Source organism: Bradyrhizobium sp. USDA 4011 (genome assembly GCF_054063415.1).
Genome location: NZ_JBSSGG010000001.1, coordinates 4171301 through 4197478, shown reverse-complemented (window position 1 = coordinate 4197478; position 26178 = coordinate 4171301). Strand labels below are relative to the sequence as shown.

Annotated in this window: 25 protein-coding genes, 1 tRNA gene and 2 pseudogenes; 10 read left to right on the top strand and 18 right to left on the bottom strand. The window is 64.8% G+C overall.

The features are described from left to right. Positions 1–103 precede the first annotated feature (103 nt). The 3 genes from hslU to hslV form a co-directional block, all read right to left on the bottom strand. Positions 104–1408, bottom strand: coding sequence for an ATP-dependent protease ATPase subunit HslU (gene hslU / locus ACVW1C_RS19635; protein ID WP_456759827.1), 1305 nt, complete (start codon positions 1406–1408; stop codon positions 104–106). A 124-nt stretch (positions 1409–1532) separates the two neighbouring features. After that, positions 1533–2018 (bottom strand): GNAT family N-acetyltransferase, encoded by a 486-nt coding sequence (locus ACVW1C_RS19630; RefSeq protein ID WP_456759826.1) that lies wholly within the window; start codon positions 2016–2018, stop codon positions 1533–1535. Between the two features lie 2 nt (positions 2019–2020). After that, positions 2021–2578, bottom strand: coding sequence for an ATP-dependent protease subunit HslV (gene hslV, locus ACVW1C_RS19625; RefSeq protein ID WP_024583062.1), 558 nt, complete (start codon positions 2576–2578; stop codon positions 2021–2023). 182 nt (positions 2579–2760) lie between these two features. Between hslV and hisB the strand changes: the two genes are divergently transcribed. From hisB to coaA, 7 genes are all read left to right on the top strand, one after another. Beyond that, a complete protein-coding gene (gene hisB, locus ACVW1C_RS19620) occupies positions 2761–3354 on the top strand; it encodes an imidazoleglycerol-phosphate dehydratase HisB (RefSeq protein WP_021078165.1) in 594 nt (197 codons plus the stop codon). Positions 3355–3440: 86 nt separating this feature from the next. Next, positions 3441–3971 (top strand): DUF2628 domain-containing protein, encoded by a 531-nt coding sequence (locus ACVW1C_RS19615; RefSeq protein WP_456759825.1) that lies wholly within the window; start codon positions 3441–3443, stop codon positions 3969–3971. After that, a complete protein-coding gene (gene hisH, locus ACVW1C_RS19610) occupies positions 3968–4618 on the top strand; it encodes an imidazole glycerol phosphate synthase subunit HisH (RefSeq protein ID WP_456759824.1) in 651 nt (216 codons plus the stop codon). Before ACVW1C_RS19615 ends, hisH begins: the two co-directional genes overlap by 4 nt. Then, positions 4615–5346, top strand: a complete 732-nt coding sequence (gene hisA, locus ACVW1C_RS19605) for a 1-(5-phosphoribosyl)-5-[(5-phosphoribosylamino)methylideneamino]imidazole-4-carboxamide isomerase (protein ID WP_173639840.1) — start codon at positions 4615–4617, stop codon at positions 5344–5346. The genes hisH and hisA overlap by 4 nt, the downstream gene beginning before the upstream one ends. 9 nt (positions 5347–5355) lie before the next feature. After that, positions 5356–6132, top strand: a complete 777-nt coding sequence (gene hisF, locus ACVW1C_RS19600) for an imidazole glycerol phosphate synthase subunit HisF (RefSeq protein WP_092121002.1) — start codon at positions 5356–5358, stop codon at positions 6130–6132. A gap of 173 nt (positions 6133–6305) precedes the next feature. Next, on the top strand, positions 6306–6629 hold the full coding sequence (locus ACVW1C_RS19595; protein ID WP_092120999.1) for a phosphoribosyl-ATP diphosphatase: 324 nt from the start codon (positions 6306–6308) through the stop codon (positions 6627–6629). 35 nt (positions 6630–6664) lie between these two features. Beyond that, positions 6665–7621, top strand: coding sequence for a type I pantothenate kinase (gene coaA / locus ACVW1C_RS19590; protein WP_456763120.1), 957 nt, complete (start codon positions 6665–6667; stop codon positions 7619–7621). Positions 7622–7685: 64 nt separating this feature from the next. Here coaA and ACVW1C_RS19585 read toward each other — a convergent pair whose 3' ends face one another. The 3 genes and pseudogenes from ACVW1C_RS19585 to ACVW1C_RS19575 form a co-directional block, all read right to left on the bottom strand. Next, a complete protein-coding gene (locus ACVW1C_RS19585; protein WP_456759823.1) occupies positions 7686–9992 on the bottom strand; it encodes a response regulator in 2307 nt (768 codons plus the stop codon). Positions 9993–10095: 103 nt separating this feature from the next. Then, positions 10096–10614 (bottom strand): hypothetical protein, encoded by a 519-nt coding sequence (locus ACVW1C_RS19580; protein ID WP_456759822.1) that lies wholly within the window; start codon positions 10612–10614, stop codon positions 10096–10098. 119 nt (positions 10615–10733) lie between these two features. Beyond that, a pseudogene (locus ACVW1C_RS19575) lies at positions 10734–11642 on the bottom strand (YifB family Mg chelatase-like AAA ATPase); the annotation flags it as partial. A gap of 153 nt (positions 11643–11795) precedes the next feature. Between ACVW1C_RS19575 and ACVW1C_RS19570 the strand changes: the two are divergent. Next, a complete protein-coding gene (locus ACVW1C_RS19570) occupies positions 11796–12647 on the top strand; it encodes a hypothetical protein (RefSeq protein ID WP_456759821.1) in 852 nt (283 codons plus the stop codon). A 108-nt stretch (positions 12648–12755) separates the two neighbouring features. Then, positions 12756–12832, top strand: a tRNA-Ser gene (locus ACVW1C_RS19565). A 605-nt stretch (positions 12833–13437) separates the two neighbouring features. Here ACVW1C_RS19565 and ACVW1C_RS19560 read toward each other — a convergent pair. The 7 genes and pseudogenes from ACVW1C_RS19560 to rsmI form a co-directional block, all read right to left on the bottom strand. After that, positions 13438–14487 carry a hypothetical protein gene (locus tag ACVW1C_RS19560; protein WP_456759820.1) on the bottom strand — a complete coding sequence of 350 codons (1050 nt, stop codon included), beginning with the start codon at positions 14485–14487 and terminating at the stop codon, positions 13438–13440. Next, the gene (locus ACVW1C_RS19555; RefSeq protein ID WP_456759819.1) at positions 14484–16133 is read right to left on the bottom strand and encodes a recombinase family protein; all 1650 of its coding nucleotides are present in this window, start codon (positions 16131–16133) and stop codon (positions 14484–14486) included. Before ACVW1C_RS19555 ends, ACVW1C_RS19560 begins: the two co-directional genes overlap by 4 nt. Positions 16134–16178: 45 nt before the next feature. Continuing rightward, positions 16179–16820, bottom strand: a pseudogene (locus ACVW1C_RS19550) (magnesium chelatase domain-containing protein); the annotation flags it as partial. Positions 16821–16927: 107 nt separating this feature from the next. Beyond that, positions 16928–17899, bottom strand: a complete 972-nt coding sequence (locus tag ACVW1C_RS19545) for an MBL fold metallo-hydrolase (RefSeq protein ID WP_456759818.1) — start codon at positions 17897–17899, stop codon at positions 16928–16930. Between the two features lie 189 nt (positions 17900–18088). Next, complete coding sequence (gshB, locus tag ACVW1C_RS19540) at positions 18089–19036, bottom strand: glutathione synthase (protein ID WP_456759817.1); 948 nt, start codon at positions 19034–19036, stop codon at positions 18089–18091. A 30-nt stretch (positions 19037–19066) separates the two neighbouring features. Continuing rightward, positions 19067–19450 (bottom strand): YraN family protein, encoded by a 384-nt coding sequence (locus ACVW1C_RS19535; RefSeq protein ID WP_456759816.1) that lies wholly within the window; start codon positions 19448–19450, stop codon positions 19067–19069. Then, the gene (gene rsmI / locus ACVW1C_RS19530) at positions 19437–20390 is read right to left on the bottom strand and encodes a 16S rRNA (cytidine(1402)-2'-O)-methyltransferase (protein ID WP_456759815.1); all 954 of its coding nucleotides are present in this window, start codon (positions 20388–20390) and stop codon (positions 19437–19439) included. Before rsmI ends, ACVW1C_RS19535 begins: the two co-directional genes overlap by 14 nt. A 250-nt stretch (positions 20391–20640) precedes the next feature. On the opposite strand from rsmI, the gene ACVW1C_RS19525 reads away from it, so the two are divergent. Then, entirely contained in the window at positions 20641–21855 is a 1215-nt protein-coding gene (locus ACVW1C_RS19525) for a penicillin-binding protein activator (protein WP_456759814.1), read from the top strand. A gap of 308 nt (positions 21856–22163) precedes the next feature. Here the strand turns inward: ACVW1C_RS19525 and ACVW1C_RS19520 are convergent, their stop codons facing one another. The 5 genes from ACVW1C_RS19520 to rph form a co-directional block, all read right to left on the bottom strand. Further along, the gene (locus ACVW1C_RS19520; RefSeq protein ID WP_456759813.1) at positions 22164–22460 is read right to left on the bottom strand and encodes a hypothetical protein; all 297 of its coding nucleotides are present in this window, start codon (positions 22458–22460) and stop codon (positions 22164–22166) included. A gap of 13 nt (positions 22461–22473) precedes the next feature. Beyond that, positions 22474–23577, bottom strand: a complete 1104-nt coding sequence (locus tag ACVW1C_RS19515) for an IS5 family transposase (protein ID WP_456759812.1) — start codon at positions 23575–23577, stop codon at positions 22474–22476. A gap of 76 nt (positions 23578–23653) precedes the next feature. Continuing rightward, complete coding sequence (gene hemW / locus ACVW1C_RS19510; protein WP_456658418.1) at positions 23654–24811, bottom strand: radical SAM family heme chaperone HemW; 1158 nt, start codon at positions 24809–24811, stop codon at positions 23654–23656. Continuing rightward, positions 24798–25433 carry an RdgB/HAM1 family non-canonical purine NTP pyrophosphatase gene (gene rdgB, locus ACVW1C_RS19505; protein WP_456759811.1) on the bottom strand — a complete coding sequence of 212 codons (636 nt, stop codon included), beginning with the start codon at positions 25431–25433 and terminating at the stop codon, positions 24798–24800. Before rdgB ends, hemW begins: the two co-directional genes overlap by 14 nt. An 11-nt stretch (positions 25434–25444) precedes the next feature. Beyond that, the gene (gene rph / locus ACVW1C_RS19500; RefSeq protein WP_456759810.1) at positions 25445–26158 is read right to left on the bottom strand and encodes a ribonuclease PH; all 714 of its coding nucleotides are present in this window, start codon (positions 26156–26158) and stop codon (positions 25445–25447) included. Positions 26159–26178: the final 20 nt, after the last annotated feature.

Genomic DNA, 26178 nt, shown 5'->3' with positions numbered 1-26178 from the left:
CCGAAGGCAGTTTTTAGAAGGAATGTCGGCCCGAGTCTTGGTTGCTGCGGGCTGCGGGGGTTATGGGCCCCGGCCTTCGCCGGGGCGACGATGGCTGTACCGCCTACAAAATAAACCGGCTCAGATCGGCGTTCTTGGCGAGGTCGCCGACATGCTTGGTCACGTAGTCGGCGTCGACCTGGATGGTCTCGCCGTGGCGGTCGGGCGCGGTGAAGGAGATCTCGTCCAGCACTCGCTCCATCACGGTCTGCAGCCGCCGCGCGCCGATGTTCTCGACCGTGGAATTGACCGCGACGGCAACGTCGGCCAGCGCGTCGATCGCGCTGTCGGTGACGTCCAGCGTGACGCCCTCGGTCTTCAGCAGTGCGACATATTGCTTGATCAGCGACGCCTCGGGCTCGGTCAGGATTCGGCGCATGTCGTCGCGGGACAGCGCCTGCAGCTCGACGCGGATCGGCAGGCGGCCCTGCAGTTCGGGCAGCAGGTCCGACGGCTTGGCGATATGGAAGGCGCCCGAGGCGATGAACAGGATGTGGTCGGTCTTGACCGCGCCGTGCTTGGTCGAGACCGTGGTGCCCTCGATCAGCGGCAGCAGGTCGCGCTGCACGCCTTCGCGCGAGACGTCGCCGCCCTGGCGATTCTCGCGCACGCAGATCTTGTCGATCTCGTCGAGGAAGACGATGCCGTTGTTCTCGACGGCGCTGATCGCCTCCTGCACCAGCTGGTCGGTATCGAGCAGCTTGTCGGACTCCTCGTTGACGAGGATCTCGTGCGAGCCTTCCACCGTCAGGCGGCGGGTCTTGCTGCGCCCGCCCATCTTGCCGAAGATGTCGCCGAGCGAGATCGCGCCCATCTGGGCGCCGGGCATGCCCGGGATTTCGAACATCGGCATGCCGCTGCCGGACGACTGCGTCTCGATCTCGATTTCCTTGTCGTTGAGTTCGCCGGCGCGCAGCTTCTTGCGGAACGACTCCCGCGTCGCCGGGCTCGCTCCGGGGCCGACCAGCGCATCCAGCACGCGCTCCTCGGCGGCGAGCTGGGCACGGGCCTGGACGTCCTTGCGCTTGCGCTCGCGGGTCTGCGAAATCGCCACCTCGACGAGGTCGCGGACGATCTGCTCGACATCGCGGCCGACATAGCCGACCTCGGTGAACTTGGTGGCTTCGACCTTGAGGAACGGCGCGCCCGCAAGCTTGGCCAGCCGCCGCGCGATCTCGGTCTTGCCGACGCCGGTCGGCCCGATCATCAGGATGTTCTTGGGCAGAACCTCCTCGCGCAGCGAGCCGGCAAGCTGCAGCCGCCGCCAGCGGTTGCGCAGCGCGATCGAGACCGCGCGCTTGGCATCGGCCTGGCCGACGATGAAACGGTCAAGTTCAGAAACAATTTCGCGGGGGGAGAAGTCGGTCATTGGCTCTAGCTAGGTTGAAAGGATGGTCTCGGCAAGCGCCGTTCCGCGCCCGCGACGTTAGCTCATTGTTTGAGCATGATCTTTTCGGAAAACCGCTTCGCACCTTTCCGGATCATGCTGTACGTCATTTGTCGCGGATCATCAGCAGTGCAGGCCCGTCGGGCGTATCGACCATTCCGACCTCGCGAAAGCCCGCCTTCGCATAGGCGCGTACGGCACGCGCATTGGCCGGATCGGGATCGGTGACGATGCGTGGCGCGCCTTGCGCCAGCCGGTCGTCGACAAAGGCGCGGATCAGCGCCGAGCCGTGGCCGCCCGCCACCATGTCGAACGCGCCGATGAAGAGATCGATGCCGCGGGTGCCTGCCGGTTGCCTGCCGAAGCCGGAATTCCACGCCGTCAGGTCGTAGCACTGGATGTAGCCGAAATCGCTATCGTTGGCGGCAACGATGAACTGGTCCATCGCAGGCTCCTCGAGGTCGCCGCTCACGAGCGCATATTGCTCGGCCGGATCGCCCCACCACTCCCGGACATGCGGCAGGGCCAGCCACCGCTTGATCTGCGGCAGGTCGTCCGTCGTCATCGCCCGGAAACGATAGGGGCCGGCCATGCTCAGCCGCCGATCGTCTCGATCGTCACGTTCCGGTTGGTGTAGACGCAGATATCGGCGGCGATATCCAGCGCGCGGCGCACGATGGTCTCGGCGTCCTTGTCGGTATCGACCAGCGCGCGGGCCGCGGCGAGGGCGTAATTGCCGCCGGAGCCGATCGCCATGACCCCGGATTCGGGCTCCAGCACGTCGCCGGTGCCGGTCAGCACCAGGGAGACGTCCTTGTCGGCCACGATCATCATGGCCTCCAGCCGGCGCAGATAACGGTCGGTCCGCCAATCCTTGGCGAGCTCGACGGCCGCCCGGGTCAGCTGCCCCGGATATTGCTCCAGTTTGCTCTCCAGCCGCTCGAACAGGGTGAAGGCGTCGGCGGTGGCGCCGGCAAAGCCGCCGATCACGTCGCCCTTGCCGATCCGCCGGACCTTCTTGGCATTGGCCTTGATCACGGTCTGGCCGATCGAGACCTGCCCGTCGCCGCCGATCACCACCTTGCCGCCCTTGCGGACCGTGCAGATCGTGGTGCCATGCCAGACCGGCAGCTCATTTTGGGATGCTTGCATAGGTTACCTCTCTTCCGGGCAGATTTAGGCGGTCAGGCAGGGGGTTACAATCGGGCGATTTGGCAAGGAATTCCGGTCACCATGGCCCGAAGTTAGGGCGTTTCGGGGTCATCCCGCAGTAGCGAAGGTGACATCAGCCTGTTAAAAGACCGGCGTTTTCGGCACGGGAAAGCTCAATCTTCATGCGCACGGCAACCATCAAGCGCAAGACCAAGGAGACCGACATCGAGGTGACGGTCAACCTCGACGGAGCAGGCGTATCCACGGTTTCGACCGGGATCGGCTTCTTCGACCATATGCTCGACCTCCTGGCCCGGCATTCGCGCATCGACATCACGGTGAAGGCGGATGGCGATCTCCATGTCGATTACCACCACACCACCGAAGACGTCGGGATCGCGCTCGGGCAGGCCGTGAAGCAGGCGCTCGGCAACATGGCCGGCATCACCCGCTACGCCTCGATCCACATGCCGATGGACGAGACGCTGTCGCGGGTCGTGATCGACATTTCCGGCCGCCCGGTGCTGGTGTTCAAGGTCGAGTTCCCGCGCGACAAGATCGGCGAGTTCGACACCGAGCTGGTGCGCGAATGGTTCAACGCCTTCGCGATGAACGCCGGCGTGACTCTCCACGTCGAGACCCTATATGGCGAGAACAGCCATCATATCTCCGAATCCTGTTTCAAGGGTTTGGCGAGGGCACTCCGGACCGCGGTTGCGATCGATCCGCGTGCCCAGGGCGAAGTGCCCTCCACAAAGGGTCAGCTCGGCGGCTGACCCCGGGAGCATGATCCGGAAACGGTGGCACCGGTTTTCCCGGAGATCATGCGGCAAGTAAAAGTCCATCCTCGGCGGAGCGTTCGATGCCGGTCTATACAGTGCATGCCCCCGTGGCCAACGGCGCCAATCTCGCGGCGGCCGACAAGTTCGTCTTCGTGCGCGACGGCTTCCATTTCTGGGCCGCCGTCGCCGGTGTGGTCTGGCTGGCCTGGCATCGGCTCTGGCTGGCGCTGATCGGCTGGCTGGTGCTGACCTTCGCGATCGATTTTGCGCTGGCCAAGCTCGGGATCGGCCGCGGCGCGATCTTGCTCGTCGACCTGGTGTTGATGGTGCTGATCGGGCTGGAGGCTGCGACCTTGCAACGCTGGACGCTGTCGCGGCGCAAATGGCGCCAGCTCGACATCGTCGTGGCCGACAACAGGGAGGCCGCCGAGCGCCGCTTCTTCGAGCGCTGGACCGCGCGGCATCGCGGCGCCGTCAACGACCAGCGGTCTGTCGATCGCGGCGGACCACCGCCGACCCGAGACGTTCCCGGTCAATCATTCTCAAAACCCCCGCCGATGCCGCAGGGCGGCATCATCGGATTGTTTCCAGAGCCAGGAGGATCGCGATGACGGTCGCAATCATCGATTACGGCTCCGGCAATCTGCATTCGGCGGCGAAGGCCTTCGAGCGCGCCGCGCGCAGCATGGAGGATCCGCAAGCCATCAAGGTGACGCGCGATCCCGACGCGGTCTATCGCGCCGATCGGATCGTGCTGCCCGGTGTCGGCGCGTTCGCCGATTGCCGCCGCGGCGTCGATGCGGTCGACGGCATGCTGGAAGCGCTCACCGAGGCGGTGCGGGTCAAGGCGCGGCCGTTCTTCGGCATCTGCGTCGGCATGCAGCTGATGGCGACGCGCGGCAAGGAGCACGTCATCACCGAGGGCTTCAATTGGATCGGCGGCGATGTCGTGAAGATCGAGCCGCGCGACGAGAGCCTGAAGGTCCCGCATATGGGCTGGAATACGCTCGACATGGTGCGCGAGCACCCGGTGCTGGAGCGGCTGCCGCTCGGGCCGAAGGGGCGCCACGCCTATTTCGTGCACTCCTATCACCTCAACGCCGCCAACGAGGCGGACGTGCTGGCACGCGCCGACTACGGCGGGCCGGTGACCGCGATCGTGGGTAAGGACACCGCGATCGGTACCCAGTTTCACCCCGAGAAGAGCCAGCGTTTCGGCCTCGCTCTGATCGCCAATTTCTTGAAGTGGAAGCCGTGATTCTTTTTCCAGCGGTTGATCTGAAAAACGGCCAGTGCGTGCGCCTGGAGCAGGGCGACATGGCGCGCGCCACCGTGTTCAATCTCGATCCGGCGGCGCAGGCGGCGAGCTTCGCCGCGCAGGGCTTCGAATATCTCCATGTCGTCGATCTCGACGGTGCCTTCGCCGGTAAGCCGATGAACGCGCATGCGGTGGAGGCGATGCTGAAGGCCGTCACCATGCCGGTGCAGCTCGGCGGCGGCATCCGCGACCTCAAGACCATCGAAGCCTGGCTCGACAAGGGCATTACGCGCGTCATCATCGGCACCGCGGCGGTGCGCGATCCCGAATTGGTGAAGGGCGCGGCAAGGAAATTCCCCGGCCGCGTCGCGGTGGGTCTCGATGCGCGCGACGGCAAGGTCGCGGTCGAGGGCTGGGCCGAGACCTCGCATGTGACGGCGCTCGAGATCGCGCAGCGCTTCGAGGATGCCGGCGTCGCCGCGATCATCTTCACCGACATCGCCCGCGACGGCCTGCTCAAGGGCCTCAACCTCGACGCCACGATCGCCCTCGCCGACCGTATCTCGATTCCGGTGATCGCCTCCGGCGGCTTTGCCTCGATCGACGACGTCAAGGCGCTTCTTGAGCCGCGTGCCAAAAAACTCGCCGGCGCGATCGTCGGCCGGGCGCTCTACGACGGACGGCTTGATCCGGCCGCCGCGCTCAAGCTGATCCGCAGCGCGGCCTAGGAGGCATATATGTTCAAGGTTCGCGTGATCCCCTGTCTCGACGTCAAGGACGGGCGCGTGGTCAAGGGCGTCAACTTCGTCGATCTGCGCGACGCCGGCGACCCGGTCGAGGCCGCGATCGCCTATGACGCCGCCGGCGCCGACGAGCTCACCTTCCTCGACATCACCGCCACCCATGAGAACCGCGGCATCATGCTGGATGTGGTGCGGCGGACGGCGGAGGCTTGCTTCATGCCGCTGACCGTGGGCGGCGGCGTCCGCACCGTCGACGACATCAAGACCCTGCTGCGGTCCGGCGCCGACAAGGTCTCGATCAATTCCGCGGCCGTCAGCCGCCGTGAGTTCGTCAAGGAGGCGGCCGAGAAGTACGGCGAGCAATGCATCGTGGTCGCGATCGACGCCAAGCGGGTCAAGCGCGCCGGCGGCTCGGAGCGCTGGGAGATCTTCACCCATGGTGGGCGTAATGCCACCGGGATCGATGCCATCGAATATGCCCAGGAGGTCGTCGCGCTCGGCGCCGGCGAAATCCTGCTGACCTCGATGGACCGGGACGGCACGAGGCAGGGCTTTGACCTGCCGCTGACCCGGGCGATCGCGGACAGTGTCCCCGTACCGGTCATCGCGTCCGGTGGCGTCGGCAATCTCGATCATTTGGTCGATGGCGTCCGCGAGGGTCATGCCACCGGCGTGTTGGCCGCCTCGATCTTCCACTTCGGGGAATTTACCATCCGCCAGGCCAAGGATCACATGGTGCGCGCCGGCCTGCCGATGCGCCTCGATCCCTAGCGTGCGTGGTCCGAACCGGTACGGCCGCGTTAGCGCAAAATGGAGTGGAGACCGGTTTTCCGAAAAGACCACGCTCAAACCGAGTGGTTGGGGACTCCTTGTCACAAAAATGCTAAGCCCCCAGCCAGGGATGGCACCAGAGCGGTGCCGGTGCGCATGCTTGAGTTGAGTTGATGTCGCGTTTCACGGTCCACGATCTGGCTGCCACCATCGACGCCCGCGCTGCAACGGGCGGCGAGGCGTCCTATACCCGCAAGCTGCTCGACAAGGGCGCGGAGCACTGCGCCAAGAAATTGGGCGAGGAAGCGGTCGAGACCGTGATCGCCGCGGTCGGGAATGACCGCGATCATCTGATCGCGGAAAGTGCCGATCTCGTGTTTCATCTGCTGGTTCTGTTGAAATCACGCGGCGTGAAGCTGGAGGATGTCGAGGCCGCGCTGGAGAAGCGCACCTCGATGTCGGGACTGGAAGAGAAGGCGGCGCGCAAGCGCGACTAGCGCACATGATCGAGCGCATTGACAGGGGCGGCCTCATGGACATCCGGGCACCAGATCAGCAATACAACCCCTACCGCACCTTCACGCGCCAGCAATGGTCGCATTTGCGCGACGATACGCCGATGACGCTCGAGCCGGGCGAGTTCGACCGCCTGCGTTCGATGCACGACCGCCTCGATTTGCAGGAGGTCGAGGACATCTATCTGCCGTTGTCGCGACTGCTCTCCATTTATGTCGATGCGACCCAGCGGCTGTATTATTCGCAGCGCCAGTTCCTCAACATCCGCGACCGCAAGATGCCGTATATCGTCGGTGTCGCAGGCTCCGTCGCCGTCGGCAAGTCGACCACCGCCCGCGTGCTGCAGGCGCTGCTGGCACGCTGGTCGCCGCGGCCGAAGGTCGACCTGATCACGACCGACGGGTTCCTGTTTCCGAATGCTGTGCTCGAGCGGCAGGGCATCATGCAGAAGAAGGGCTTTCCTGAGAGCTACGACCTGCCGACCCTGCTGGCGTTCCTCAGCGACATCAAGGCTGGACGGCGCCGCGTGCGTGCGCCGGTCTATTCGCATCTGACCTATGACATCGTGCCGAACAAATGGGTTGAGATCGACCAGCCCGACATCCTGATCGTCGAGGGCGTCAACGTGCTCCAGACCGGACGGCTGCCGCGCGACGGCAAGGCCGTGCCATTTGTTTCCGACTTCTTCGATTTCTCGGTCTATATCGACGCCGACGAGTCCGCGCTGCGGCAGTGGTACGTCAAGCGCTTCCTGGCGCTGCGCGACACCGCGTTCACCGATCCGAGGTCCTACTTCCACCGCTATGCGCTGCTGTCGGACGAGGAAGCGACCGCAACCGCGATCGCGATCTGGGAGCGCACCAACCTCGCCAATCTCGAGGACAACATCCTGCCGACCCGGCCGCGCGCGACGCTGATCCTGAAGAAGGGCGCCGACCATGTGGTGCAGTCGGTCGCGCTGCGCCGGCTGTAGTGTTTCCAAAATCACAGCCGTCGCCCCTGCGAAAGCAGGGACGACACTGGAGAGGTTTTGCCTGCTACGCCGCGATATGCCGCGCGGCGGCAAGGCTCGCCAGCGCTTCTTCCAGCTGCTCGCGGTCGAGCGGCTTGATCAGAAAGCCATCCATGCCGGCTTCGAAGCAGGCGTAGCGATCCTCCACCAGCGTGTTGGCGGTCAATGCCAGGATCGGCGTCCGGCGTCCGGACTGGCCGGCCAGCCCGCCGGACTCGTGGGCGCGGATCTGCTTGGTGGTCTCGATGCCGTTGAGGCGCGGCATCTGGATGTCCATCAGCACGAGATCGTAGGGCGTGCCGGCCGACGTCGCCGAGAGCCAGGATTCCATCGCCTGCTCGCCATTGGTGGTGATGACGACGGTGTGGCCGAGCCGGGCGAGCAGCGAGCGCATCAGGAGCGCGTTGATCTCATTGTCTTCCGCAACCAGGATCGAGAGCCCCTTGTGCGGTGGTGCGGCCGCCGGCGCAGTGGGCGCGGACTCGGCGACCGTCTCGATCGCAAGGCTTGGCGTCACAAGACTCGGCGTCACAAGGCTTGGCATTGCAAGGCTTGGCGCGGCGATTTCGGGTGACGCGGTCAGGCGTGCGGCGAGCGACGACGCACGCAGCGGCTTGACCAGGTAGCCGGTGAATGCGGCCGCCTCGGAGGTCGAAAGGTCCTGCCGCGTCGCCGGCGTGACCATCACGATGCGATGGGTTGCGTGGATGCGAGCAGCGTTGGCGAACGCCTCGATCGCCGGCGTGCCCAGCGTGTGATCGATCAGGACCGTGTGCCAGCTCCGCTCCGGCAGCAACGCCTCGGCGACATCGGCATCCGACACGATGCAGGTCTGCGCACCCCAGCGCTGCAATCGCCGCGAGATCAGCGAAGCCTCGATGCTGTGCGGTGCGACCAGCATGATGGATTGGCCGGCGAGGTCGGGCGCCGTGAAGCCATTGGCCTCGCCGGTGTCGGCGGCGGCGAGCGGGATCGAGACCTCGAAGGTCGAGCCTGCGCCCGGCGTGCTTGCGAGCGAGATCCGGCCGCCCATTCGCTTGACGATGCGGTCGCTGATCGAGAGGCCGAGGCCGGTGCCGCCATAGCTGCGCGCGATGCGGTCGTCGGCCTGCTCGAACTCCCGGAAGATGCGCTGCTGCGCTTCCGGTGCGATGCCGATGCCGGTGTCGCGAACCAGGAAGCTGATCTCGTTCGGCCAGATGCCGGGCTCGACGATCAGCGCGACGCCGCCGGTCGCGGTGAACTTGATGGCGTTGCCGGCGAGATTGAGCAGCACCTGACGCAGCCGCGCGGCGTCGCCGGTCACCTGCATCGGCAGCCGCTCGTCGACATAGGCGGCGATCTCGATGCCCTTGGCCTGCGCGCGCGGCGCCAGCAACTCGGTGATGTCCTCGATCAAGCCGGACAGTGCAAAGGCGCGGTGCTCGAGATCGATCTTGCCGGCCTCGATCTTGGAATAGTCGAGCAGCTCCTCGATCAGCGCGAGCAGCGCGTCGCCGGAGGTCTTGACCGCCTTGACGTAGGTCGCCTGCTCCGGCGTCAGCTGGGTGTCCATCAACAGTCCGCTCATGCCGATGATGCCGTTCAGCGGAGTGCGGATCTCGTGGCTTGCCATCGCAAGGAAGCGCGATTTGGCGCGGTTGGCGGCGTCGGCCTGATCGCGGGCTTCGGCCAGCGCGCGCTCGCTCTCGGTGCGGTCGGTGACGTCGCGGCCGACGCTCTGCATCTCCGCCGGCGCGCCGGCATCGTTGCGCACGAGGCCCTCGCGCCAGGCGATCCAGCGCGGCCCGAGCGGTCCCTCGATCTTCTGGTCGTAGACCCGCGTGCCGTTGGATTCGAGCGCGGTGTCGCCCTGCTCGAGCACCTTGAGGGTGGCGGTGCTGCCGATCAATTCGCCGCGGGGGATCTGCGCCAGCGCGCAATAGGCGTCGTTGGCGTAGGTGATGAGGCCGTCGAGGTCGCGCAGCACGATCAAATCGTCCTGCGCCTCGAACAGGGCGGAGGCGCGCTGTTCGGCCTCCTGCAGTTCCCAGTTGCGGTCGGCCATCGCCTCATTGTGCATGGCGATGGTGCGCAACTTTCTGCGCAACAGCCGCAGCCGGATACCGAGCGTCACGATCCAGAGACAGGCGAGCGCGAACAGGAAGCTGACGCCGATCGCGAACGTATTGGGATCGTAGCCGCTGTGTTGCGAGAGGGCGCCGGAAATGAACCCGAAGGCACCGCCGAATGCGACGGAGAAGATCGTGAAGGAACGGACGATCGTCGCGACCCAGGAATGGCGCCGCAGGAAGCGGCGAAGGCGCAACTTGATCCGGAAGAAACGCCCCATCAATGGTGGTCCTGAGAGTGCCCGATCTGGCGATGAGGATGCGTCGGCCACCTTGAAAAGTGCTTGAGGTTGGTGGCCGTTTCGCGCCGCCCTCGGAACAGGGTTAGCGGGGGGTTAACTCCGCCATTGTCTGGTCGACGAAGCGCGCGTGCGGCGCCAGCGATGCCGCCTCGAGGCGGCGGTGTCCGCCGCGGGCGCTGACGATCAGGGCCGCGGCATCGCGCGCCGAAAACGTCTTCGACTGCACGTAGACGCGGTAATCGAACGGGCCGTCATGGGAAAGATAGATGATCGGGCCGGTCGCGGTTGGCGCGCTGGAAATCCCGATCAGCTGCGGCGCGGCGTTGCCTTCGCAGGCGCCGGCCTCGGCCTCGTCGATGTCGTCGATCACCGTGAAGTCGGCGGCCTCGGCGCTGTCGGCGACCCGGACCCGGACGGTGGCAAGGCCGGGGTCGTCGGTGAAGCTGACGTGAAGCCGCGCCTGCCAGGGGACCGATGCGATCTGCATCGTGGCATTGCCCACCTCGATGCAGGGTCGGGGGCCCGGCAGGAATTCAGCGCGGGCGAATACCGCGGCCACGGCCAGGGGGACCACCGAGGCCAAAACCTTCATACGCAACATGACACAACTCGCTCGACCCAAGCTTGCCGCGGATCGCGGTGCTTATGGTTTGCGGAGCGTAAAGGATGGTGGTTACCACCGCGTTGACGCGGCGGGCACCGGGCGGAAAACGCGGGAGATCACGCCGCGCGGCGCAAATCGTCGGCCAATGCACGATAGGACAGCGCTTCGGCGAGGTGCAGCCTGCCGATCGTCTCGGCGCCGTCGAGGTCGGCGAGCGTGCGCGCCACCCGCAGCACGCGGTGATAGCCGCGCGCGGTGAGGTGCATGGTCTCGGCCGCCTCGCGGAGCAGCTTCTGGCCATGCGCATCGGGCTGCGCGATGGTCTCGAGCAGCGCGCTCGGCGCTTCCGCATTGGTGCGGACATGCGGCATGCCGGCCGCCGCGTAGCGCGCGAGCTGGATGTCGCGCGCGGCCGCGACGCGTGCGGCGACTTCGGCCGAGCCCTCCGCCGGCGGCGGCAAGATCAGATCCGCCGCGGTCACGGCCGGCACCTCGATCCGCAGGTCGATGCGATCCATCAGCGGCCCGGAGATCCGCATCTGGTAGTCGGCGGTGCAGCGGTCGAGCCGGCCGCGCTTGCAGGAATAGCCGGGCTCATAGGCGTGGCCGCAGCGGCACGGGTTCATCGCCGCGACCAGCATGAAGCGCGCCGGATAGGTGACGCGATGGTTGGCCCGGCTCACCGAAACCTCGCCGTTCTCCAGCGGCTGGCGCAGCGAATCCAGCACGCGCGGATCGAACTCCGGCAATTCGTCGAGGAACAGCACGCCCTGATGCGCGAGCGAGATCTCGCCCGGCTTGGCGCGCATGCCGCCGCCGGTCAGCGCCGCCATGCTGGCGGAATGATGCGGGCTGCGGAACGGGCGCCGCGCGGTCAACGCGCCGTCGCGGATCTCGCCGGCGACCGACGCGATCATCGAGACTTCGAGCAGTTCGGACGGCGACAGCGGCGGCAGGATCGAGGGCAGTCGCGCCGCCAGCATCGACTTGCCGGCGCCGGGCGAGCCCATCATGAGCAGGTGATTCAGTCAATGACAAACTCATCGGGGTTTCTTCTGGGACTTGAGTTTGTAGGGGTACAAGGCAATCTGTGGGAAATCTGCGGTTGATGGACTAGTCACGAAAAACAGTGATTGCCGTTCGCTTGGAACCGTGTAGGGTGAGGTAAAGGTGACGCCATGATTCCTTCGGACGACAACACCGCCATCTGCGTCTTGCTTTCTCGCTTTCTGCGCGAGGTGGAGCTGCGCGACTTGGACCAGAAAATTATCACAGACGCGAACGTTCGTTTGAAGCAGCGCAACGACCAAGTGGCGAACCTAAAGGCCGCCTTCTCCGTGTTCGGCTTTGACCTCTCCGACGAGAACGTGTGGAAGAAGGTGGCGGAGCAAATCGGCAGGCCTGCCTACATGGCTGCGCTCGAGAAGGGCCGCTCCTTGATCCACGGTCTCAATTACGCGACGTCGGACACCACCCCGAATGGACACCGCTTCATTGCGACTATCACACTCGCTTACGAGCCGCCTGCCGCGCCCGCAGCTCCCGCGCCGCTTGCTCAAAGCGAGAACGTTCCCGAGAGTGCCACTCAGACAGTCGCTCCTGGTACCCATGAAGAGACTGATGCTTTCGGTTCAACCAGCGTATCCACGCTCGCAGAATCCGACTTAGCGGCCGCATCGTCCACCGACACCGATGAGATGTTCGGTTCCAGCGCCGAAGATGTTGCGCTCTTCGGCGACAAAGGTTCGTCGCGCGAAACCGAGGAAGAGCCGCCAAAGGTCAAAGAGACAATTCTCGAAAGGTTGAGGCTTGCTGCTCCTAACGGTCTAAAGGCTGCGGAGCTTAGGCAGTACTACGAGAATGCATTCTCTGCGAAGTTGCATGAGAAGACGATTGGGATGACTTTGTACCGTCTCTCGAAAGACGAGTTGGTACGACGCGATGGACGCGTTTGGTTCTACGTTCCGCCGGAAGGTGAAACGAAGAACCCCGGCGGTGGCACGCCGGGGCTTATCGATTTGCTCAAGTAAGAAAGGAGACCAGCACCATGTGGCACATGGTCAACAGCAGCGTCTAACCCGGGCCGGGCTGTGGTTGGGGGCACTACTCCCCGCCCGGCTCGGTTCGGCACTGCTTTCGGCCCGGTAACTCAGCAGGATAGAGTAGCCGTCTACTAAACGGCATGTCGGGAGTTCAAGTCTCCCCCGGGCCACCATCACATAAACACGCGTCGCCGCGGTGCGCAAGCAGTCTTGGCGTCGTGGCGCACGTGCAAGGTGCGGAGGAAGATTGGGAAAATGCCGTTCAGGCCGCGAGCTGGCGGGCATCACTTTCCGCCTGATGGCTCCAAATGTTGGTCTGTGAGCTCACCCGCGCGCGGTATGAAGACGCCGGAAAACCTCACCAGCCATCTTCGCCGGAATGCCGATCCCCGAGTGGACAATGGGTCCCATACGGGCGACCGGGCCCCTTTCTGCTTGACCCCCATGTCACGGCTTCAGACTACTCGGCTTCAAGGGGTCGGCCGCCGCCAGACTTGCGGCAGCAGCTCGCGCGGCAGATGGGAACACGTCGTTTTCGTGCCGCCTTGGGCTTGGTGATAGCTCATCGCGGGGGTTTCCGCAGGTAGGCCGCATACCCGGACCCGCTCTATCACTTTCGGGCCCGGACCCGGTTATTAACAATTGTCCCGCTTCGGTCCCAATTTAAGCCTTCGTTGCCCCAAAGTGTACTCCGGTTGTCGCCTTACGCCTTTTTCCGTGCCCCCAATCACCGTTCTAGCCTGTGCACGTGCATAGGGCCGGTCCATCGTGCATACCCTCAGGCCTCATCTGCGGCGGCATCGGCTATCCATTGGTCCCATGTGTCGTCCGAAGGCGTCCACCCCGCGTTCCGGCGGTCCTGCTCGGCTTCTGCCTCTCGCTGCTGCCGCAACAACGATGACCGGGCGCTGTCGATACGTTCCACGGTCTCCTGCAGCTCACGGTCCGTCATGGTTGCTAATGATGCCCGGGGGTACGTCGGTATCTCGGTGTCGCCTTCATTGCGGGTGAATTTGCGCAGTTCCCATGACAGCGGTTGGGGCAAGTGCTGGTCGTATAGCGCTAACGCGATTGCGGTAACCTCTGGGTCCTCTGAGAGCTTGTGGTGCAATCGGTTGCCCAGTGTCTTTGCGAGCTTCACGGCGGCTTCGTGCTTGTCGATCTGTCCCGGCTCAGCGCCGTCATGAGCCATCTTCGCTCGACGCCAAGTAACGTCCTTCAGCTCGGCTCCGAGGGCGGCGCGGAATTGCTTCGAGAAGTCATCTCCCTTGTCGTACTTCGCCTTGATCATGCGCATGTTGCCCACGAGCCGAGGGCTGACGACCGCAAGGCGTGCGATTTCGGCCTTGCTGCCCCAGCCTAACACCACCCGTTGCCACGCCACCTCGAAACGGTCCCGGTCAGGAATGTCGAGCTTCACCACCTCGTTGCTGGTCACAGCATGATCCAGCGCGGCCCTCACGTCTCCGGGAAACCAAGAGGCCCTGATCGGCTCCTTCCAGTCCAAGCGGCTGTACGCTTCAAGTCGGTGGTGCCCGTCCACGCAAATCCACCGCGATGCGAGCTTGACGACAACAATCGGATCCAACTCTCCGATAGTCCCAATGAGCCGCATCAGCTTATGTACGTTGCTCTCGTCAACCTCCTTGACCCCCTGCGCGAAGATGCGCGGCTGAAACAGCTGGGGTCTTGTGTCGACGTCCTGGACGCGCACCGACACCACCAGCCCGTCTTCCTTCGACGGCCGCTCTAATTCCTTGGTCGCCTTCTTGACCTCAGCGTCAAGGGTTGCGGCTGTGTGCTCGGTTTTGATCTTCTTACGGGTCATCGTTCTGCTTGCTCTTGGTCTTCAATTTGATTGGCGTCCCAGTCAAAGCGGTTCGTCATAAATAGCGTCTCCTGAGGCTCCTCCGCGTGATGCCATAGGATGTCCAAACGTCCTTCCTGTGGCCGCATGATCATGGCGCGCGCCGCTCCTCGCAGTGCCTTGTTGGCCTCCTCGGTGTCTATTGGCTCCGCTGTGAGTGCCTTCTCCAACGCCGCCAGACGCTTCTCCACGTTGGTGCCCATGAGCATCTCACGGCGCTCGATTGCGGTCCTCAGGTCGTCCCTGAGCGACTCCAGCTCCCGCTCGTATTTCTGCAACCTCTGCCTCGCTGCGGTGCTCTTGTCGGAGATGGCCAGCTCTAGAAGCTCGTTAACGGCGTCCTCACCCGCATCAATCTCCACCTTCAACTGCTCAATCTTGGCGTCCACTCCTGCGGTGTCCTTGCCTCGGGGTGCGGTGTCCAGCGTGCGCTTCAAGCCTGCCTTGAATGCGCTAACCGCCTGCGGGTAAGGCACGCTCTCGTAGGGGTGTGTGCCCGCCTTGGCATGGGCCGCTGAGCAAACGAGGTACACATGATCTCCCTTGTTGACCCTTGTAACCGTGCCGGCGCAGTGCTGGCATTTCATCACACCCGCAAAGATGGAGCGCACGGGGGCCTTGGCGTTCTTGCCACGAGCCTCTGTGGTGCTTAGACGTGCGTTCACGCGCTCGAACAATTCACGATCCACAGCCGCAGGGAACCTGTGGGCGATGGGTTCCTGAGCTATGCGTTGCTTCGTACGGTGTCCTTCGACCTTCACCACGCGGTGAGGGACGAACACGCCGATAGCCGCCTTGTTGGTGAGGAGCTTGCGGACGTAGGAACTGTGCCAGTATGCGGCCTTCCAACCTCCAGCGCCCCACGTGTCTGCCTTGGTTTCATTGAGGTGAGCTGCGATGCCATGTGCGCCGGTGCCTTCGTCCGCCATCTCAAACATCCAGCGTAGCAGCACCGCTCGGTCCTCGATCAGTTCGTAGCTCGAAGTGCTCTCGCTCCAACGTATCCACGCCGGGAGCCTGCGGGTGTACGGTTTGCTGATCTTCTGGTCGCTGGCGAACACCGCGCGCTTGTTCGCGTACGCCTCGCCCACACGTCTCGCCTTCTGGGCGCTCTCTTGGTTACCGCGTGCGAACGAAAGCAGCATCGCCATCATGTGCATGAGGCCTTCTTGGCTGCGCAGGGTCTCGGTGTTGTACTCGCGCCCAAGCCCCCCGTTGTCAGACAGGTCTACGACCGTCACGCCTGCGCGGATGATCCCTTGCATGGTGTATGACGCGTCAAATGCGGGTTCGCGGCTCAATCTGTCGAGGTTCTCAACGAGCAGCCACGAGCCTTTCGGAACTGTGCCGTCCTGTACGGCATTCAGAAACTCGCCGAGCGCTCCAACGTCTCGGTTGGCGCCTGTGTAGGCTGATACGCCTCGGTCGGTGAGGTTAAGCTCGGTGTCGAGCGGGACGCCCACGCGGTCCGCCCAATCCTGCGCCATCTTGGTCTGACGGCGCAAGCTATCCCCCTGCTCCTGTGCAGGCGTAGAGAAGCGCTTGTAGCTGTAGGCTCGGGGCTGCCGCTCGGCAGCGGTCGCGGCGGACGACGTTGTGGGTGTCATTTCGGTGACCTCTCTAGCCCGTCATGGGCATTGAGACAATCACCTGAGCAAATGGTGTCCGCCGGCAGCCGCGATCTCGAGCGCGCGTTTCGCGCTTTCCTGGCCCTTGATGTCGCGCAGGTCGAGCAGCGCTTCCTCGCGCTCATGCACCTTCGGCTGCGGCCGCGACAGCACCTGCGTGCCCTTGAAGTGATTGGCGATCTGGATCAGCGAATGGGCTGCGATGATCTGGATGTCGGGGCTCGCCCACGCGGCCTCCGAGCCGCAGGCGGCCGGACAGATCAATCCCTCATCGCGCGAATTGGCGCCGATCGCCGCGGGCAGCACGCCTGCCACCGGCGCGATCGAGCCGTCGAGCCCGAGCTCGCCGAGCACGGTGAAGCCGCTGAGCGCATCCGGCGGGATCGCCCCGATCGCCGCCATCAGGCCGAGCGCGATCGGCAGGTCGTAATGGCTGCCCTCCTTGGGCAGGTCGGCCGGCGCGAGGTTGACGGTGATGCGGCGGGCGGGAAGCGCGAGGCCGGAGGCGATCAGCGCCGAGCGCACCCGCTCGCGCGCCTCCGACACCGCCTTGTCGGGCAGGCCGACGATCGCAAATGCCGGCAATCCCGGCGCGACCTGGACCTGTACGTCGACCGCGCGGGCCTCGATCCCCTCGAACGCGACGGTGGAAACCCGCTGGACCATGCTGCCCCTATCTTCCGCCACCCAAGGTAGCGGAGCGGACTGCTCAGCGCAAGAACATTAAGGGAACATCCCGGGGGCGACGCACGCCGCCCCCGGATGATCAGCCGTCACAGCGTCATCTGCATCGGTTCAGGATAGTAGTGGAAGCCCTCGCCGGCCTTGGCGACGTGGCCGTAGCCCGGCCAGGCGAAGTGGTAGGACATCACCGGCGTCTTGTTGGCGGCCAGCATCTCCAGCAGCTTGACCCGTGAGTTCGCCGCCTGCTTCGGGTCGGTGTCGTAGGAGAACTCCATCCGCGGCCGCTCCAAGAGCAGCACCGCGTGATGCGAGAGGTCGCCGAGGAAGGCAAAGGACTTGCCGCCCGAACTGACCATGAAGATGGTGTGGCCCACGGTGTGGCCGGGCGCTGCGATCGCCTGCACACCGGGCAGGAATTCCTGGCCGTCCTTGAAGAACACGATGCGGTCGCGCACCGGCAGCAGGTTCTTGCGGGCGTGTACCACAAAGTCCTTCAACGGACTGCCCATCTTGCCTTCGTCGGTCCAGAAATCGAGATCGCTTTGCGCGATGTAGTACTGCGCATTCGGGAACAGCGGCTTGTTGTCGGCATCGACAATGCCGCCGATGTGATCGATATGCGCGTGCGACAGCACGACGGCGTCGATGTCCTCCGGCTTGATGCCGGCTTCCTTCATGCTCTTCTGCTGCCGGCCGGTGGTCGGACCGAAGGCCTTCGATGTGCCCATGCCGGTATCGAACAGGATCAGCCTGTCGCCCATGTTGACGATCGGCGAGTTCTGCTCGAGCACGACATTGTCGGGCGAGAGGAAATTGTCGGAGAGCATCTTCTTCACTTCTTCCTTCGGCACGCCGGTGAAGGTGCCGGAGGGATCGCCGAGCGGAAGCGGGCCGTCGGAGACGACGGTCACTTCGGCATCGCCGAGAACGAAGCGGTGCCAATAGGGTGTCTGCGTGCCGAGCTTGGGCGCGCGCGCCTGCGCGGTGCCGCCGAGCAGTGCGCTGGCGCCGAGACCGGCGCCGAGCGCGAGCAAGGATCGTCGTGAGACATTGAGCGTCATAACGTCTTCCTCCACATTTTTTATGAGATTTTCGCGTTGTCGCCCGCGTTGGCCCGCCGCTTGACCTGACGCAGGCAAGAGGATGCTGCCTTCGCCTGCGCAAGCTGGCAAGAAGAATAAGGCGAACGGGTACGCGGTTGAAAGCTAGATGGGCTTCAACCGGTATGTGCAGCGCACAAGGGAAGAGGATTATTTCGCGGCGCGCTTCTTCTCGATGGTATCCCAGATCATGGCTGCGACATCCGAGCCGTTGAGCCGCTGAATGGCGCGGATGCCGGTCGGCGAGGTGACGTTGATCTCGGTCAGATTGCCGTCGATCACGTCGATGCCGACGAACAGCAGGCCGCGTTCGCGCAGCGCCGGTCCGAGCGTGGCGCAGATTTCGCGCTCGCGATCGGAGAGCTCGGTCGCCTTGGCAGCACCGCCGCGCACCATGTTGGAGCGCAGATCGTCCGCCGCCGGCACGCGGTTGACGGCGCCGGCGAATTCGCCGTCGACCAGGATGATGCGCTTGTCGCCATGCTTCACCTCGGGGAGGAAGCGCTGGATCACCCAGGGCTCCTTGAAGGTGACCGAGAACATGTCGAACAGCGAGCCGAAGTTCATGTCCTGCGGCATCACGCGGAAGACCGCGGCGCCGCCATGGCCGTGCAACGGTTTCATGACGACGGCGCCGTGCTGGTCGCGGAAGGCGTTGATCTCGTCGAGGTCGCGCGAGATCAGGGTCGGCGGCATCAGCTGCGGGAAATTCATCACGAACAGCTTTTCCGGCGCGTTGCGCACGCTGGCCGGATCGTTGAAGACCAGGGTCTTCGGATGGATGCGCTCCAAAAAGTGCGTCGAGGTGATGTAGGCGAGATCGAACGGCGGGTCCTGCCGCAGCAGCACGACGTCGAAGCCGTTGAGCGGCTCCCGCTTCGGCTCGCCCAGCGTAAAGTGATCGCCGACCTTGTCGCGCACGGTGAGAGGCTGCACCGGCGCCACCAGCTCCTCGCCGCGCAGCGACAGCTTGTCGGGCGTGTAATAGGAAATGCCGTGGCCGCGCTTCTGCGCCTCGAGCAGCAGCGCAAAGGTCGAATCGCCGCGGATGTTGATGCGCGCGATGGGATCCATCTGGACGGCGATCTTCAATTTCATAAGCGTGTCCCGCGAGGTCTGAGGGTAACTTTAAGGGCTTGCGTCGAATGCCGCTAACAGATGGCGCGGCAGGCTCTTCGGCGCAATCAGAACGGCGTCGAATCTGAGATCAAATTCGGTATGTTCGGGATGCGCCATCAGCCAGGCCTGGGCGGCGTTGACGATGCGCTGCTGCTGGCGCGGCGTCACCGCATAGGCGGCGTCGTCGAGGCTGGCACGGGCCTTGACCTCGACGAAGGCGACGAGATTGCGCCGCCGCGCCACCAGGTCGATCTCGCCATAAGGGGTGCGGAAGCGCCTTGCCAGGATGCGATAGCCCTTGGCGATCAGAAGGGCCGCGGCGCGGCTCTCGGCCGAGATGCCGGTGCGGAACGCGGCGACGCGCTCGGGCGAGCCGCTGTCAGTCTTCGCCATCGCCGTCCCCGAGGGTCTTCGCGAGCTCGAGGGCGCGGGCGTAAACTTCGCGGCGCGGCCGGCCAGACAGTTCGACCGCGTGGGCCACCGCATCCTTGACGCTGCCGCGGCCAAGCTGCCCGCGCAGGAGATCGTCGAGCGCATCCTGGCCCATCATCCCGGCATCATCGGCCGGCGGTCCAATCACGAGCACGAACTCGCCGCGTGTCTCCAGCGCGTCCGCGCCTGCCGCAAGCTCGGCGACCGGCGCGCGCTTGACCTCCTCGTGCAGTTTGGTCAGCTCGCGACAGATCGCCGCATCGCGCCCAGCCATGATCGCGGCGAGATCGCGCAGCGTGTCCTGCACGCGATTGCCCGATTCGAACATCACGAGCGTCGCATCGATTCGGGCGAGCTCGGTAAGCCGCGCGCGGCGCGCGTGCTCCTTCGCCGGCAGAAATCCCTCGAAGAAGAACCGGTCGGTCGGCAGCGCCGCAACCGATAGCGCTGATAGCACCGACGACGGCCCGGGCACTGCAATGACGGCATGACCGGCGGCGCAGACCTCGCGCACCAGCTTGAAGCCGGGATCGGAGATCAGCGGCGTGCCGGCGTCGGAGACCAGTGCGATCGAGGCGCCCTGCGCCAATCGCTCGAGGAGCTTGGGCCGCGCCTGAGCCGCGTTGTGCTCGTGATAGAGCGCCAACTCGGCGGTGATTGCGTATCGTTCGGTCAGCCGGCGCGTAATCCTGGTGTCCTCGCAGGCGATGACGTCGACGCCCGCCAGCGTCTCCAGCGCGCGCAGGGTGATGTCGGCGAGATTGCCGATCGGCGTCGCCACCAGATGGAGCCCGGGCGCGGCCTTTGGCGCCGCCAGCTGCTGGCCGCCGATCGAAAAGGTCCTGGCCGCAGTGCCTGTCGTGGCATCGGAATGGTGGAGGGAACTGGCTTTTGCGCGCATAATGGCAATCTAGAGCGTTTTCGAGCGAAGTGGATACCGGTTCGCGTGAAGAAAACGCGACAAAACAAGAAACTAGAGCCCCGTTTCGATTCAAGTTGCTGAGGGGAACGGGAGCCGCGGCAACGGCGCCGCGAGGCCATAATCCTTTTGTTTTAGTTAACTATTCGCCGACAATATGCCTGAATCCCCCCGCCTCATCAGAGCTGGATGGAGTCCTGGCCGATCCTGGTCGGTCAAGAGAAGAGAGACGATGGAAGGCCCGCATCACCGCACCTCCCCGCCTGATGGCACGACCCGGCGAACCGCGCTTGGTCTGCTCGTGGGCACGCCGTTGCTGAGCGCCTGTTCCGGCGTCCAGCAGAGCTTGAACCAATTTTCCAGTCCGTTCGGCGGCAACCAGGAAGCCGGTCCGGCCGGCCCGCCGCAACAGCCGCAGGCGGTCGGCACCGGGCAGGTCAAGATCGGGCTGATCCTGCCGCTGTCGGCCTCCGGCAATGCCGGGCTCGCCGCGCAATCGATGCGGAACGCCGCCGAAATGGCGCTGGCGGAATTCCAGAACCCGAACATTCAGCTCCTGATCAAGGACGATGGCGGCAGCCCGCAGGGCGCGGCGCAGGGCACCCAGCAGGCGCTGTCCGAGGGCGCCGAGATCATTCTGGGGCCGCTGTTCGCGGGCTCCGTGCCTGCCACCGCGCAGCTGACGCGGCCGCGCGGAACGTCGGTGATCGCATTCTCCACCGATTCGAGCGTCGCCGGGCACGGCGTCTATCTGCTGAGTTTCCTGCCGGAGTCCGACATCAATCGGATCGTCGACTACTCCGCCGGGATCGGAAAGCGCTCGTTCGCCGCGATGGTGCCGGACAACGCCTATGGCAACGTGGTCGAGGCCGCATTCAAGCAGGCGGTTGGCCGCAAGAGCGGCCGCGTCGTCGCATTCGAGAAATATGGCGCCGATCGCGCAACGCCTGCGCGGACCGTTGCCCAGGCGCTGGGCCAGGCCGATGCGCTGCTGCTCGCCGACGACGGCGATTCGGTGGTCGCGACCGCCGACGCACTCACTGCAGCGGGGGCCAATCTGCGCAACATCCAGCTGCTCGGCACCGGGCTGTGGGACAATCCGCGGGTGTCCGCGAGCCCAGTCCTGCAGGGCGGCCTTTATGCCGCGCCCGATCCGTCCGGTTTCCGCAGCTTCGCCGGCCGCTATCGCGCCAAATACGGCGGCGAGCCGGTGCGCACCGCAACGCTTGCCTATGACGCGGTCGCGCTGGTGGCGGCGCTGGCGCGTACCCAGGGTGCGCAGCGTTTTGCGCCGGAGACGCTGACCAATCCATCCGGCTTTGCCGGGATCGACGGTCTGTTCCGTTTCCGCTCCGACGGCACCAATGAACGCGGCCTTGCCGTCATGAAGGTGGCGTCCGGCGGCGGCACGCCGGTCGCCGGATCGCCGAAGAGCTTTGGCGCTTAATTTTCGTCAGGCGGTCAAGCTGCCTTGTCGGGCGCCGGAACCCGCCCGCTACTTTGCATGGGGTTGTTTTCGATATTTTGGCAGCGTGCGCGCTAAAGCGCGATGAGATTAGGTTGAATCGTCATCGCGCATTAGCTCTTTGTTTGAGCATGATCTTTCCGGAAAACCGCTTCGCACTTTTCCGGATCATGCTTAGAGCGTTTTCGAGCGAAGTGGATACCGATTCGCGCGAAGATAACGCGTCAAAATAGGAATTTAGAGCCCCGTTCCGATTCAATCCGAACGGGATAGGCTCTACGGGATAGGCTCTAGCAGGCTGTTGAAGAAGTCTTTGAGCGGCGTGCGACGAATGGGATGTTGTCGCCGTTGAGGAGGCAGATCTCCCCTTCGAGTGAACCGTCATCCTTTAGTTCTGCCCAACCGTCGCCCTCCGCTGGCTCCATTTCGTCGTTTCCTTGCCAGCCGAACTCGACGGTATTGCCGTGGCTGGCTCCATGGATGGAGCCGGTGAGGCAGTCGAAGGCGAATTCGCCGCCGGCCACATCGAACAGGATGTAGGCGCTCGCCAAGGCCATGTCGTAGCCGGGCGTCTCGACGACCTCCATCTGCCCCGGATGCTCATGCCGGTGCCGCCAGAAGTTTGGGAAGCCGGATCAGATTGTAGGCTGCAAGCGCCAGGACGAAGACGGCATCGACGCGGTCGCGACCTCGCAGCTTGACCTTGGCCAAGCCAGCGGAACTCTTGATCCAGCCGAAGACTTCTTCGATGCGTTTGCGGCAACGCTGGCTGATGCCGTAGCCGCTGTGACGCGTGGTACGTGCGTCGATCGCCGTCTTGCGCCGCTTGCCGGTTTTACTCAGATGTCCATCAATCGCGATGTGCGGGGTAACCGATCTATCCCTCAGGTCGTGGACGAACTGCGTGACATCATAGGCCTTGTCCGCCCCCAGAGTGATCCGCTTCGCGCACCTCCGCCTGTCGATCATGGCAAGCGCAATCTCCCGTTCGGCGGTGCCTGTCGCCTGGCTCACTCCGCCCAAAACCGCTAAACCATTGCGGTTCTCCATCAGAGCATGGCCCATATAGCTCAGCTTGGCCGGCTGGCCGTCACCCTTCTTGTAGAGCCGCGCCTCGGGATCGGTCGTGCTCGCATGGGTCTCGTTGGACCGCTTCTCCTTGTGAAAGCTGCGCTCGGCATTGCGTCCCGGACCATCCTCGTCTTTGTCGCTGCCATCCTTCTTCCGGAAGCTCTTGATCGAGGCCCAGGCTTCGATCAGCGTACCATCCACCGAGAAGTGATCGCTCGATAGCAGGCGCTTGACCTTTGGCTGCGCCAAAAGCGCGTTCAGGAACTTGGCCGCAATCTCGCCTTCGAGCAGCCGGTCGCGGTTCTTCGAGAAGGTCGAATGGTCCCAAACCGCATCGTCCACCCCAAGCCCAACGAACCAGCGGAACAGAAGATCGAACTCGATCCGTTCCATCAGATGCCGTTCCGAGCGAACCCCGTAAAACGCCTGGAGCAGCATCGCCCGAAGCAACTTCTCCGGTGCGATCGAGGGGCGACCGAAGTCCGTATAGAGCTTGCCGAACTCCCCAGAAAGGTCGCCCAGCGCCGCATTCGCCAACTCCCGGATCACCCGCAGCGGGTGGTCGACGCGAACTCGGGCCTCCAGGTCCACATAACTGAAAAGTGAGCCGGATTGTTCGTCACTTCCCCGCATCGCGCCCCCCGGTTAAATCCTGGTCCCAGAGAATCACGATACGAAACGCTTCGCCATCGACTTCTTCAACAGCCTGCTAGGCCGCGAGATCCGCGACGACAGCGTCGAGCACCGGAAATCCCGACTTCGTCACGCGCAGCCGTCCGTCTGCATCGACGGCGATCGCGCCTTCCTCGCGCAGCATCGCGATCCGGTGCGGATCGAGCTTTCGGCCGGAGAGCTTGGCATAGCGCTGGGGATCGATGCCCTCGGCGAGCCGCAGCCCCATCAAGAGGAATTCGTCGGCGCGTTCTTCGCTGTTGAGGCTGTCATCGGTGACGACGCCATGACCGCGCTCCTCGACGTTCAACAGCCAGGCCTCGGGGCGCCGCTCGGTCGCGGTCGCGTGCCTGACGCCATCGATGTCGAGCCTTCCATGCGCGCCGGGGCCGATGCCGGCATATTGCTCGCCGCGCCAATAGACCAGGTTGTGCTTGCACTCGGCGCCGGTGCGGGCGTGGTTGGAGATCTCGTAGGCCGGCAGTCCCTCGCGGGCGCAGACCTCCTGCGTCACGTCGTAGAGCGCGCGCGCGGTCGCTTCGTCCGGGGTCTGCAATTTGCCGGCGGCATGCAGCCCGAAGAACGGCGTGCCTTCCTCGATCGTGAGCTGATAGAGCGACAGATGCTCGGCCGCTTCCGAGATCGCCTGCTTCAATTCGTCGGCCCACATCTGCGGCGTCTGGTCGGGCCGCGCATAGATCAGATCGAACGAGTAGCGGTCGAACGCGGAGCGCGCGATCGCGACCGCGTCGAGCGCCTCGCGCGCGGTATGCAGGCGGCCCAATGCCTTCAGCGAAGCATCGTCCAGTGCCTGTACGCCGAGCGAGACGCGGTTGACGCCGGCCGCGCGATAGCCGCGAAAGCGCGTCGCCTCGACGCTGGTCGGATTGGCCTCGAGCGTCACCTCGACATCGCGCGAGACCTGCCAGTGCTTGCCGATCGCATCGAGCACGGCGCCCACCGTCTGCGGCTGCATCAGCGAGGGCGTGCCGCCGCCGAGGAAGATCGAGGTGACCTCGCGTCCCGGCACCCGCGCGGCCGTGGTCTCGATCTCGCGGGCGAACGCGCGCACGAAGCGCGCCTCGTCGACCGGCGCGTGCCGGACGTGGCTGTTGAAATCGCAATACGGGCATTTGGACAGGCAGAACGGCCAGTGCACGTAGACGCCGAAAGCTTCTCGTTCAGCGTGGCTCAAGGCAGATCTCCGCGAGCTTCACGAAGGCGCGGGCGCGATGCGACAGGCCGAGTCCGAGCGGCGGCAGGCCGTGCTTCTCGATGCTGCTCATCTCGCCAAAGGTCCGCGTGTAACCGTCGGGCAGGAAAGCCGGATCATAGCCGAATCCGGCGGTGCCGCGCGGCGGCCAGACCAAGGTTCCATCGGCGCGGGCCTCGACCTCCTCGAGGTGGTCGTCGGGCCAAGCCACGCACAGCGCGGAGACGAAGTGCGCCCTGCGCTGGTCCGGCGCGATGGCGCCGCGCTCCTGCAGCAAGCGCTCGATCCGCGTCATCGCCGCCATGAAGTCCTTGCCCTCGCCGGCCCAGCGCGCCGAGTAGATCCCGGGTGCGCCGTCGAGCGCGTCGACCACGAGGCCGGAATCGTCGGCGAAGGCCGGCAGTCCGGAGGCCTTCGCGGCCGCAATGGCCTTGATCGCCGCATTGGCGCGAAAGCTGCCGCCGGTCTCCTCGGGCTCGGCGAGCCCGAGCTCGCCGGCCGACACCGCCTCCACGCCGTGCGGCGCCAGCAGTTCCCGCATCTCGGCAAGCTTGCCGGGATTATGGGTGGCGATGACGAGCCTTCCGGTGATTCGGCGATGCATGGCCAATCTGACTACGCCACCGCGATCTTTTGCAAGTCGACCAGACGCGCGACACCTTTGCGCGCCAGTGCCATCAGCGCCAGCAATTCACCTTCCGAGAACGGTGTCTTCTCGGCGGTGCCCTGCACCTCGATGATGCGGCCGTCGCCGGTCATGACGAAATTGGCATCGGTGTCGGCCTCGGAGTCCTCGGCATAGTCGAGATCGAGCACCGGCGTGCCCTGGTAGATGCCGCAGGAGATCGCCGCCACGTTGTCGCGCAACACGTTGGTCTTCAGCATGTTGCGGGTCTTCATCCAGTTGATGCAGTCGGCCAGAGCCACCCAGGCACCGGTGATCGAGGCGGTGCGGGTGCCGCCATCGGCCTGGATGACGTCGCAATCGACCGTGATCTGGCGCTCGCCGAGCGCCTCGAGGTCGACGGCGGCGCGCAGTGAGCGGCCGATCAGGCGCTGGATCTCGACCGTGCGGCCACCCTGCTTGCCGGCGGAGGCCTCGCGGCGGGTGCGTTCCAGGGTGGCGCGCGGCAGCATGCCGTATTCGGCGGTGACCCAGCCGCGGCCCTGGCCCTTCAGCCACGGCGGCAACCGCTCTTCCAAGGTGGCGGTCACCAGCACATGGGTGTCGCCGAACTTCACCATGCAGGAACCCTCGGCATATTTGACGACGCCGCGTTCCAGCGACACGGGACGCAGTTCATCGGGCGCACGGCGGCTTGGCCGCATTGGAAATCCTCCAGAATTCC